The 11,092-nt window shown below is 73.6% G+C and carries 9 protein-coding genes; 6 read left to right on the top strand and 3 right to left on the bottom strand.

The genetic code is table 11. The features are described 5' to 3' along the window. Positions 1-140 precede the first annotated feature (140 nt). Positions 141-794, top strand: coding sequence for a maleylpyruvate isomerase family mycothiol-dependent enzyme (locus ACFWZ5_RS41485; RefSeq protein ID WP_384805985.1), 654 nt, complete (start codon positions 141-143; stop codon positions 792-794). 46 nt (positions 795-840) lie between these two features. Here the strand turns inward: ACFWZ5_RS41485 and ACFWZ5_RS41480 are convergent, their stop codons facing one another. Then, positions 841-1,797 (bottom strand): hypothetical protein, encoded by a 957-nt coding sequence (locus ACFWZ5_RS41480; protein WP_384805983.1) that lies wholly within the window; start codon positions 1,795-1,797, stop codon positions 841-843. Positions 1,798-2,016: 219 nt separating this feature from the next. Here ACFWZ5_RS41480 and ACFWZ5_RS41475 point away from each other — a divergent pair, with 219 nt between their 5' ends. Continuing rightward, positions 2,017-4,272 (top strand): heavy metal translocating P-type ATPase, encoded by a 2,256-nt coding sequence (locus ACFWZ5_RS41475; protein ID WP_384805981.1) that lies wholly within the window; start codon positions 2,017-2,019, stop codon positions 4,270-4,272. A gap of 208 nt (positions 4,273-4,480) precedes the next feature. Beyond that, entirely contained in the window at positions 4,481-5,170 is a 690-nt protein-coding gene (locus ACFWZ5_RS41470; protein WP_384805979.1) for a copper homeostasis protein CutC, read from the top strand. A 250-nt stretch (positions 5,171-5,420) separates the two neighbouring features. On the opposite strand, the gene ACFWZ5_RS41465 is transcribed toward ACFWZ5_RS41470, so the two are convergent. Beyond that, positions 5,421-7,472 (bottom strand): HelD family protein, encoded by a 2,052-nt coding sequence (locus tag ACFWZ5_RS41465; RefSeq protein ID WP_384805906.1) that lies wholly within the window; start codon positions 7,470-7,472, stop codon positions 5,421-5,423. Positions 7,473-7,810: 338 nt separating this feature from the next. On the opposite strand from ACFWZ5_RS41465, the gene ACFWZ5_RS41460 reads away from it, so the two are divergent. Both ACFWZ5_RS41460 and ACFWZ5_RS41455 read left to right on the top strand, forming a co-directional pair. After that, positions 7,811-8,011, top strand: coding sequence for a hypothetical protein (locus ACFWZ5_RS41460; protein ID WP_384805904.1), 201 nt, complete (start codon positions 7,811-7,813; stop codon positions 8,009-8,011). 36 nt (positions 8,012-8,047) lie between these two features. Beyond that, positions 8,048-9,244, top strand: coding sequence for a glycosyltransferase 87 family protein (locus tag ACFWZ5_RS41455; protein WP_384805902.1), 1,197 nt, complete (start codon positions 8,048-8,050; stop codon positions 9,242-9,244). Here the strand turns inward: ACFWZ5_RS41455 and ACFWZ5_RS41450 are convergent. After that, complete coding sequence (locus ACFWZ5_RS41450; RefSeq protein WP_384805900.1) at positions 9,211-10,032, bottom strand: SDR family oxidoreductase; 822 nt, start codon at positions 10,030-10,032, stop codon at positions 9,211-9,213. The genes ACFWZ5_RS41455 and ACFWZ5_RS41450 overlap by 34 nt on opposite strands. A 144-nt stretch (positions 10,033-10,176) precedes the next feature. Here ACFWZ5_RS41450 and ACFWZ5_RS41445 point away from each other — a divergent pair, with 144 nt between their 5' ends. Next, complete coding sequence (locus ACFWZ5_RS41445) at positions 10,177-11,067, top strand: helix-turn-helix transcriptional regulator (RefSeq protein WP_384892308.1); 891 nt, start codon at positions 10,177-10,179, stop codon at positions 11,065-11,067. Positions 11,068-11,092: the final 25 nt, after the last annotated feature.

Below are 11,092 nucleotides of genomic sequence, written 5' to 3'. Positions count from 1 at the left end.
AGGACGAGGCGCGCAGCGCCGGAGAGAAGGGGGTCTGGGGGCGGAGCCCCCAGGGTGTGGGCGGGTGGGTGGGGGAGAAGCGTCAGGCAACGGGTGCGTGACCGTTGCCTTCGGGGGCCGGCGGCGCTTGGCTGGCGGCCATGACGACGTACGACTGCGACCGCCCAGGCCGACTCCTCCGTACCGAGCGCGCCGCGCTCATCCCCCTCCTCCGCTCCGCGGACGACGCGGACTTCGCGGCACCCACCTGCTGCCCCGGCTGGACGGTGCGCGACGTGCTCGCGCACTGCTCCGCCGCCCTGACCCGCGTGATCGAGAGCCGTTTCGACGACGGCGCGTTCACGTCCGAGGGCAACGACCGGGACATATCCGACCGCTCCCAGTGGCCCAACTCCCGCATCGTGGACGAGCTGGAGCACGGCATGAGCAACGCCGGTGCCGCCATCGCCGCGTCGAAGGGTCTGCTCGACGGCGTGGCGCTCGGCGAGTGGGTGCACGCCGGTGACGTACGCGCGGCGTGGGGCCTGCCCGGTGCGTACGGCGGTGCCGGGCTCGCCGACGCGCTGCCGCTGCTCGCCGCGTTCAGTAAGCAGTGCTCGGCGCTGCCGCTGCACGCCGACCTCGACGGCCGCGACGAGCCGCTGCTGCTCGGCGTCACCGACGGCAGCCGCCCGCCCGCGCGGTACATCGGCGACGCCCCGACCCTGGTCCGCCTGTACGCGGGCCGCCCGCTGGCCGGCTCGGAGTTCGAGCTGGCCGGGGCGACGGAGGACGAGCTGTCCATCTTCGGCTGACGACGGGCCCGCTCACCCGCCGTCACCCGTCAGCGTCCGCGAGTCGTCAGTGCCCGTGTCCGCCGCCCACGTCCCCGTGTCCGCCGCCAACGTTCCCCGCGTCCGCGGCAGTTCGCACCGTGAACGCCGCCGTCCGCACCGTGCCCTCGTGCCGGAAGTCGAGGAACAGGCGGTAGCTGCCCTTGCTCGGTGCCGTCGCCGTGAAGGAGACCGCGGGCCCCGGCTTCGTCGTGCCGTCGCCGGGCTCGCCGTTCGGGTGGACGTGGAGGTAGGCGAGGTCTCCGGAGCGCAGGGCGACCAGGTGGCCGTACGCGCCCAGATAGGGCTGGAGGTTCGTGACCGGCTTGCCGTCGCGGGTGACCTTCAGGGTCAGCTCGCGCGGCTTGCCGGGCGTCAACGCGCCGTCCAGGCGCACCTCGTAGCCGCCGGGGGCCTTGGCCGTGGCGGTGGCGCGGGGGAGTGCGGAGGGGGAGTAGGCGCCGGTCACGGCGAGGTCCGTGCCGAGCGTCAGCTTCTCCTTCGCCCGCTCCGGCTTGAAGTCCGCGAACACGCGGTAGTCCCCGGCCTTCGGCAGTGTCGCCGGGACCGACCAGGTGCCGTCGGCGGCGCGGGTGGGGTGCAGATGCCGGTACGTGTTCAGGTCGCGTGACGCGACGATCAGGTGGAGCTCCTTGCCGTGCTCCTTCTGGTACGCCGTCACGGCGCGGCCCGACGTCTCGTCGACGATGCGGAAGCGCAGGTCCGTGCGCTTGCCCGCGGCGGCGCGCGGGGTCTTCAGGTCGAGCGCGTAGCCCTCGGCGGAGACCGCGAGGCCGCCGGGGGTCGTCTCGTCTCCCTGCTCCTTGTTCGCCCCGGTGCGCTTCTCGGAGCCCTTCTCGGTGTGGTTCTCGCTGTGCGCCGTCGGCGTGCCCACGGTGTCGACGCTCGTGCCCACCGCGTACGCGGTGCCGAACGTCGCCGCGACGGCCGCGGCGAAGGCGGTGATCCTGAGTCCGGTGTTCATGGCGTCGGCTCCTCCAGGAGTGCGGGGGTGCGGGGGTGCGGGGGTTCGCATCGGGTCCCGTCGGTCCCATCGCCTTCGACCATACCCCCTGGGGGTATGAAGTCAAGCGGGGCCGACGCTTGCGCCGCATACCCCCCATGGGTATAAATGATCCTCGTAAGCGATACCGGCCCCGGGTACCCGGGCACTCCGGGCCCCCGAACACGAGGAGCGGCAGACATGTCCACCACTCAGGTCGAACTCGCCATCGGCGGCATGACGTGCGCCTCGTGCGCGGCCCGTATCGAGAAGAAGCTGAACCGCATGGACGGCGTCGAGGCGACCGTCAACTACGCCACCGAGAAGGCGAAGGTCAGCTTCGAGGGCGACGACCTCGCCGTGGCCGATCTGATCGCCACCGTCGAGGCCACCGGGTACACCGCCCAGGAACCCGCGCCGCCCCGCACGGAGGGGGGTGACGGCGGGGGAGGCGACGACGAGGGCGATGCCGACGCCGAGCTGCTTCCGCTGCGGCAGCGGCTGATCACCGCGGTCCTGCTCTCCGTGCCCGTCATCGCGATGGCGATGGTCCCGGCGCTCCAGTTCGAGTACTGGCAGTGGCTGTCCCTGACGCTCGCGGCGCCCGTGGTGACGTACGCGGCCTGGCCCTTCCACAAGGCGGCGTTCACCAACGCCCGGCACGGCGCGGCCACGATGGACACGCTGATCTCGGTCGGTACGTCGGCGGCGTTCCTGTGGTCCCTGTGGGCGCTGTTCTTCGGCTCGGCCGGTGAGCCCGGCATGACGCACGCCTTCGAGCTGACCATCCAGCGCACCGACGGCGCCGGGAACATCTATCTGGAGGCCGCGGCCGGCGTCACCGCCTTCATCCTCGCCGGGCGGTACTTCGAGGCCCGGTCGAAGCGGAAGGCGGGCGCCGCGCTCAAGGCCCTGCTCCAGCTGGGGGCCAAGGACGTCACCGTGCTGCGGGGTGGGCGCGAGGAGACCATTCCCGTCGGCGAGCTGAAGGTCGGCGACCGGTTCCTGGTGCGGCCCGGCGAGAAGATCGCCACCGACGGGCGCGTCGTCGAGGGCGCGTCGGCCGTCGACGCCGCCATGCTCACCGGCGAGTCCGTGCCCGTGGAGGTCGGCGAGGGCGACGCCGTCACCGGCGCCACCCTGAACGTCGGCGGCCGCCTGGTCGTCGAGGCCACCCGCGTCGGCGCCGACACCCAGCTCGCCCGCATGGCCAAGCTCGTCGAGGACGCCCAGAACGGCAAGGCCGCGGCGCAGCGGCTCGCCGACCGCATCTCCGGCGTCTTCGTGCCGGTCGTCATCGCGCTCGCCGTCGCCACGCTCGGCTTCTGGCTCGGCAACGGCGTGGGCCTCACCGCCGCGTTCACCGCCGCCGTCGCCGTACTGATCATCGCCTGCCCCTGCGCCCTCGGGCTCGCGACGCCCACCGCGCTCATGGTCGGCACCGGCCGCGGCGCCCAGCTCGGCATCCTCATCAAGGGCCCGGAGGTCCTGGAGACCACGCGGCGCGTCGACACGATCGTCCTCGACAAGACCGGCACCGTCACGACGGGGAAGATGACGCTGCTCGCCGTGCACACCGCCGACGGCACCGACGAGAAGGACGTCCTGCGGATCGCGGGCGCCCTGGAGCACGCGTCCGAGCACCCCATCGCGCAGGCCGTCGCCGCCGGGGCCGCCGCCCGTGTGGGCACGCTGCCCACCCCCGAGGACTTCGCGAACATCGCCGGGCTCGGCGTGCAGGGCATCGTCGAGGGGCACGCGGTCCTGGTCGGCCGTGAGCAGCTGCTCGCGGAGTGGGCGATGGAGCTGCCCGCCGACCTGAAGAAGGCCAAGGACGCGGCCGAGGCCGCCGGGCGCACCGCCATCGCCGTCGCCTGGGACGGCGAGGCGCGTGCCGTCCTGGAGGTCGCCGACGCGGTGAAGGACACCAGCGCGGAGGCCATCCGCCGGCTGCGGGAGCTCGGCCTCACGCCGATCCTGCTCACCGGCGACAACAAGGCTGTCGCCGAGGCCGTCGCCGCGGAGGTCGGCATCGCTCCCGGCGACGTGATCGCCGAGGTCCTGCCGCAGGACAAGGTCGACGTCGTCAAGCGCCTTCAGGGCGAGGGGCGTTCGGTGGCCATGGTCGGCGACGGCGTCAACGACGCGGCCGCGCTCGCCCAGGCCGACCTGGGGCTCGCGATGGGCACGGGCACGGACGCCGCGATCGAGGCGGGCGACCTCACCCTCGTCCGCGGTGACCTGCGGGCCGCCGCCGACGCGATCCGGCTCTCCCGCAAGACCCTCGGCACCATCAAGTCCAACCTCTTCTGGGCCTTCGCCTACAACGTCGGCGCGCTGCCGCTCGCCGCGGCTGGCCTGCTCAACCCGATGATCGCGGGTGCGGCCATGGCCTTCTCGTCGGTCTTCGTGGTCGGCAACAGCCTGCGGCTCCGGGGGTTCAAGGCGCTGAGCTGACGCGGGCGCCGCTTCGGAGGTCGGCTTCGGAGGTCAGCTGCGGAGGTCAGCTTCGGATCACCCCGGTGCGCGATGCGTGCCGGGGTGATCTGCGCGTACTCTGGTAATTGGACTAGACCTGTGTTTCTGTTGTCGGCGCCACGCATCCAAGAAGCACGACTCCGATACGACTCCGATGAGTACGACTCCGAGAAGGAAGACGTCACCCATGAGCAAGCGCGCAGTCCTGGAGGTGATCGCCCTCGACGCCGAGGACGCGGTCGCGGCCCAGGCCGGAGGTGCGGACCGCCTCGAGCTCGTCACCGACATGGCCGCGGACGGCCTCACGCCGTCCCGCGAGACCTTCGCCGAGATCCGCGCCTCCGTGGACATCGCCCTGCGCGTCATGCTGCGGCTCTCCGACGGCTTCGCGGCCGGTGACGTCTCCGCGCTCGTGCGGCGCGCGCGGGAGCTGCGGGCCGAGGGCGCCGACGAGTTCGTACTCGGCTTCCTCGACGACGCCGGGGGGCCGGACCTCGCGGCGGTCGAGGAGGTCGTCGGGGCGATCGACGGCTGCCGGTGGACGTTCCACCGGGCCATCGACCGCGCCGCGGACCGCGACGCTCTGCGCAAGCAGCTGGCCTACCTGCCGGGGCTCGACACGTATCTCACCGCGGGGGCGGCGGGTGGGGTCGACGAGGGGCTGCCCACGTTGCTGGCGGAGCACGCGCGGGGTGGGGAGCCCGGGTACGGGGCCCAGATCCTCGTGGGCGGGGGGCTGCGGCTCGACCATGTGGGGCGGTTGCGGTCTGCTGGCGTCGACGCCTTCCACATCGGCGGTGCCGCCAGGCCCCACGGGTGGGGCCGTCCCGTATCTTCCGACGCGGTGTCGACTTGGCGTCGGGCCCTGGACGACTGACCGCCCCTGGCGAGGGTCGGCCGCCGTCCCGGCGGCGCCGGGCCCTCGCCGGAGGCGAATGGGGTGGGCGGGCGGGGTAGATCCCGCCGCGGAGCGGCGGGGCGGTGGCGTATCCGCCCGGGTGCGGGCCGGTGGGGGGTTCCGCCGCTACCGCGGCGGTTTGTTTCCCACCCGCCCGCCCGTTTCCACCCTCCCAGGGGGTGGACGCCCCCGGCGGGGGCCGGCCGCCGTCGGCGGGTGCGGCCGGGCGTCAGGTCAGTTGGGGTGGGAGAGGGGTCGCGTGGAGGGCCGTGAGGCCTGAGACGGCTCGGGTCAGGGCTACGTACAGGCGCCGCAGGCCGGTGCGTTCGTCGGGCTCGCCGGCGACCACGGCCGCGGGCTCGTCCAGTACCACGTAGTCGTATTCGAGCCCCTTTGCCAGCGAGGCCGGGACGAGCGTGAGCCGGGTGTCGGGCGTCGTCTCCTCGCCGGGGGAGAGATACGGAACCCCCGCCGCCGTCAGCGCGGCGGCCAGCGCGGGGACCCGCGCGTCCGCCGCGATCAGGCCGATGGAGCCCTCGTGCCGCAGCGACTCCGCGCAGGCGCCCAGGACGGCCTCGTCCAGCTCGTCGACGGAGTCGACCCGCCGTACCGACAGCGAACCCGGCGACTCCCGCACCGAGTTGACCTCCGCGAGCCCCGGCGCGATGGCGGGAAGCAGCCGGGACGCGTACGCGATGACCTCGCGCGGCACGCGGAAACCGGCCGTGAGCTCCTCCACGACCGCCTCCTCCTTGCCCAGATGGGCCAGCGCGTCGGCCCAGCTCCGCGTCGCCCACGGCGTGGTGCCCTGCGCCAGGTCGCCGAGGACCGTGACGGAGCCGGTCGTGCAGCGGCGGCCCACGGCCCGGTACTGCATCGGCGACAGGTCCTGCGCCTCGTCGAGGACCACATGGCCGAGGGAGTGCGTGCGGGCGATCAGGTCCTGCGCCTCGTCGATGAGCACGGCGTCCGCCGCCGACCACTTCGTGCTCTTCGGCGTCCGCGCGGGCTTCACCCACAGGATCGCCTTCTGCTCCTCGTCCGAGAGGATCCCCTCGGCGTGCGCGGCGAGGAACTCCGCGTCGGACAGCAGCCGGTGCACCAGCTTCGCCGGGTCGACCTGCGGCCACACCGCCTTGACCGCGGCCTTCACCGCGGCGTTGCGGGCCACCGCGTCCTGCACCCGGTCGTCCGGCGCCTCGCCGGAGCGCTCCATCTGCACGAGCACCGCGTGCGCGATGCGCTGCGGCAGCGCGTCCCGCGCCGCCCCGTACCGCAGGCCGCGGTCCAGCAACTCCTGGACGATGTCCTCCAGTTCGTACGCGGGCACGCGCCAGCGCCGCGATCCGCGCACCACCACGACCGCCTCGCTCGGCATCGTCACGTGCGAGCGCAGGGCCCGGCGCAGGACCTCCGCCATCCGGGCGTCGCCCTTGACCACGGCCGCCGACGCGTCGTCCGCGCCCCGCACCTCGACGTGCGCCACCAGGTCGCCGACGGTCGCCTGCCGCACCTCCAACTCACCGAGCGCGGGCAGGACCTGCTCGATGTAGTGGAGGAACGAGCGGTTCGGCCCGATGACGAGGGTGCCCGTGCGGGCGAGGCGGTCGCGGTGCGCGTAGAGGAGGTACGCGACGCGGTGCAGGCCCACGGCCGTCTTCCCGGTCCCGGGGCCGCCCTGTACGCACACCGAGCCGGTGAGCCCGCCGCGTACGATCTCGTCCTGCTCCGGCTGGATCGTCGCCACGATGTCGCGCATGGGGCCCACGCGGGGCCGTTCGATCTCCTGCTGGAGCAGCTTGCTGGTCTGCTCGGCCCCGGCCGCGTCCGTCAGGTCCTCGTCCTCGTACGCCGTCAGGTCGCCGCCCGTGTAACCGAACCGGCGGCGCAGGCCCACGTCCTGCGGGTCCTTCTTCGACGCCCGGTAGAAGGGCTGCGACACGGGCGCGCGCCAGTCGATGACCATCGGGTCGCCGTCGGCGTCGTGCACGTGCCTGCGCCCGATGTAGAACTGCTCGCCCTCCCCGCCCTCGGCCCGGTCGGCGCCCGGCGCGTGCAGGAAGTCGAGCCTGCCGAAGAACAGCGGCGTGTGCGTGAGGTCCGCGAGGGCCTTGATCCGCTCGTCGATCTGTCCCTGGAGGACCTCGGCGTTGACCCAGTTCGCGGTGACGTCCCTGATGTCCAGGGCCTCGACGTCCTCGCGCATGGCGCGCAGCGCGGAACGGGACGCGGCGAGGTGAGCTCGTTCGTGGGCGAGCGGGTCGGCGGGTGCGGGGTTCACGGGGGCTGCCTCCGGTGCGGACGTTCACGGGTGCGGGCTCGGGGCCGCCGGTTTCCGACCGGACGGTGGCGCGCTCCGCCACGAGGCGGGAGGCGGGGAAGAGGGCATCCTAATGACGGGGTGCGTGGCGGTGCCAATGAATTTCCGGGGCGGCGATCTCCCCGGGCGGTGATCTTGCCGGTCCGGGGGTCGAACCCTGAGTCATCCCTGAGTCGCCCCTCAGGGATGCCCTCCATCCGAAGGTGTAGGGTCCGCCGCCCCGGAGTCGTACCGGCGGACCTGTGCGGTTACCCCCGCAGGCCGATGTTCCAGGCCGCCCCGCGCAGCACCATGGAGACATGAGCAGCGCAACCGTCCTCAGCCCCGCGTCCCTCGCCCCCGACGGCCACCGTGCCGCCGGCGCGACCGCCGCCACCGACTCCCACCGCCCGCACCGCGTCGGCAACGCCCTGCGCGCCGCGAAGGTCTTCGTGACCGCGGCCTTCGGCGTCACCGTGCTCGGTGAGTACGCGGAGGAGGCGGGCGTCCGCCGTCGCTGACGGCTTGTGCCCGACCCTGTCCGCTAGGGTTACGCCGTGCCCCCACGGCAAGTGACCAACCCTGCACCCGCAGTAGCGAACGCCTGGCTCCTCCTCGCCGTCTCCTGCACCGCCTTCGCGGCCCTGTGCGCCGCGCACGGCCTGCCCATGGCCGACGCCCTCGTCTACCGCGCGGCGGGCTCCGCCGTCGCCGACGGCCGCGACCTGTACGGCTTCGCGGTCACCGAGTGGGAACTGCCCGCCACCTACCCGCCGTTCGCCGCCCTCCTCTTCGTGCCGACGGCCTGGCTGCCGCCGACCGTCCTCAAGGCCGCCTTCCTCGTCGGCAACATCGCCCTCGTCGCCGTCCTGGTCCACCTCTCCTGCCGCCTCGCGGGCCTGCCCACGCGCGTCGGCCCCCTGTGCGCCGCGACCGCGCTGGCCCTGTGGCTCGAACCGGTCTTCCAGACCGTCCTGTTCGGCCAGGTCAACCTCGCGCTCGCCTGCCTGGTCCTGTGGGACCTGACCCGCCCGCCGGGCGCCCCCGGCAAGGGCCTGGCCCTGGGCGTCGCCGCCGGGATCAAGCTCACGCCCGCGTTCTTCATCGCGTACCTGCTGGTCACGCGCCGCACGCGCGACGCGGCCACCGCGACCGCCGCGTTCGCCGCGACCGTCCTCGTCGGCGCCCTCGCGCTGCCCGCCGCGAGCGTCGACTTCTGGACGCGCCGCCTGTACGAGACCGAGCGCGTCGGCAAGGCGTGGATCGTCGACAACCAGTCCCTGCAAGGCCTGGCGGCCCGCGCCCTGCACACCCCCGAGCCGGGCCCCGCCTGGGCGCTCCCGGCGGTGGCCGTCGCCGCCCTCGGCCTCTGGCTCGCCGCCCGCGCGACGACGCCCGCCCGGGGTGTCCTCGCCGCCGCCGGTACCGCCCTGCTCGTCTCGCCGATCAGCTGGTCCCATCACTGGGTGTGGTGCGTGCCGCTGCTCGCGGTGCTGATCGCGGAGCGCCGCGGGCGCCTGGCGGCGGGCGTGGCGGGTGTCTTCGTTGCCCGCACCCTGTGGCTGGTCCCGCACGAGGGCCCCCTCGACCTCCACCTGCCGTGGTGGCACCAGCCGTTGGCGTCCCCGTATCCGCTGCTCGCCCTTGGGTTGCTGTCGATCGCGCTGCGCGCTCGTCCTCAAACGCCGGACGGGCTGAATTCCAGCCGCACCAAGCCCGGTCACGCTTCGCGCGTCGGCAGGATCGACAGCTGAGGGAGGTTGACGTGACGCGGGCGCGTGACGGCGTACGTGATCAGGTCGGCGACGTCGGCGCCGGTGGGGATGTTGCCCATGGACGCCACGGCCTCCTGCACCGCGGCCGTGAGCTCGGCGTCGCCGAGGTCGTCGCGCAGTTCGGTGTCGACGGCGCCGGGCTCGATGGTGGTGACCCGCACGTCCTTCGGGCTGAGCTCCGCGCGGAGGTTGCGCAGCAGGTGGCTGACGGCCGCCTTGGACGCCGCGTAGCCGCCGAAGCCGGGCAGCACGGTCTGCGCCGCCGCGGACGAGATGGTGACCAGGTCGGCGTGGCCGCGCTCGGCCGCCGCCTCGACCAGGTCGGGGACGAAGGCGTCCGCGACGGCGAACGCGCCGGTGATGTTGACCTCGATCATGCGCCGCCAGTTGGCGGCGCCGTCCTGGCCGAGCAGGTCGGGCAGGGCGAGGCCCGCGTTGTTGACGAGGAGGTCGACGCGGCCGAGCTCCTGGTGGACGCGGTCGACGGCGGCCGCGATGGCGGCGGGGTCCGTGACGTCGGCCGGTACGGCGATGGCGGTGCCGCCCGCCGCCTCGATGTCGGCGACGTGGCCGGTGAGGCGGTCGGTGCGGCGGGCGAGGAGGGCGACCTTGGCGCCCTGCGCGGCGAGGTGGCGGGCGGTGGCCTCGCCGATGCCGCTGGAGGCGCCGGTGACGACGGCGACCCGGCCGGCGAGCGGAAGGGCGGCGAAGGAAACGGTGGTGGCGGCAGCGGTGGTGACGGCAGCGGTGGTGACGGTGGTGGTCATCGTGATCTCCGTAAGAGCGAGCCGTGTTGTGGCTGTTGTCGCTGTTCTCTGTGATCACGACTCTGCGCCCGTCCCGAGTGCGCAGCCAGGGCACCGTTCGACCCTGGGTCTGGCAGAACCAGGTTCGGCGCGGACAATGTCTCCATGGATTTCCGCGCCGAACTCGCCAGTTTCCTGAAGTCCCGTCGCGCCCGCCTGCGTCCGGAGGACCTGGGCGTACGTCCCTTCAGCGGCCGTCGCCGCGTCCCGGGCCTGCGCCGGGAGGAACTGGCGGAGCTGGCCGGAGTCAGCATGGACTACTACACGCGCCTGGAACAGGGCCGGGCCCAGAACGTGTCGGACGCCGTGCTCGACGCCGTCTCCAGGGGGCTGCGGCTCGACGACGCGGAGCGGGCCCACTTCGGCAATCTGGTGCGGGCCCTGCACCACGGGTCCGCCGACCGCGACGGCACGCCTCGGCCCGAGTCCGTCCGCGACGGCGTGCGGATCCTCCTCGACTCCCTGGGCGACGTGCCCGCGTACGTCATCGGCCCCCGCCTGGACGTCCTCGCCGCCAATCCGCTCGCGCGCGCCCTGTTCGGCGACTTCGACGCGCTGCCCGCGGCCCGGCGCAACGTGGCCTGGCAGGTCTTCCTCGCCCCCGGCGCGCGGGAGCTCTACCCGGACTGGGAGGAGGTGGCCCGCGACACGGTCGTCGCCCTCCGCCTCGACCTCGGCCGCTACCCGTGCGACGACCGCCTCTGCACCCTCCTCGGCGAACTCTCCGTCCGCAGCGAGGACTTCCGCCGCCTCTGGGCGGAACACGGCGTGCGCGAAATCGCGCAGGGGACCTGGCGCCTTGCCCACCCCGAGGCCGGGGCCCTGCTTCTCCACCGCGAGACCTTGCACCTGGCCGGCTCGCCCGACCAGTCCCTGGTCACCTTCGCGGCGCAGCCGGGTTCGGAGTCGGCCGCGGCCCTCGTGCTGTTGTCCATCGCGCTGACGCGCTCGTCCTCAAGCGCCGGACGGGCTATTCATAGCCGGTCGGGCGCTTGAGGACGAGGCGCGGAGCGCCGATAAC

This window comes from Streptomyces sp. NPDC059003, from assembly GCF_042740445.1.
Lineage (GTDB): Bacteria > Actinomycetota > Actinomycetes > Streptomycetales > Streptomycetaceae > Streptomyces.
The sequence above is the reverse complement of the archived record's forward strand: the minus strand, read 5'-3'. Positions and strand labels throughout refer to the sequence as shown.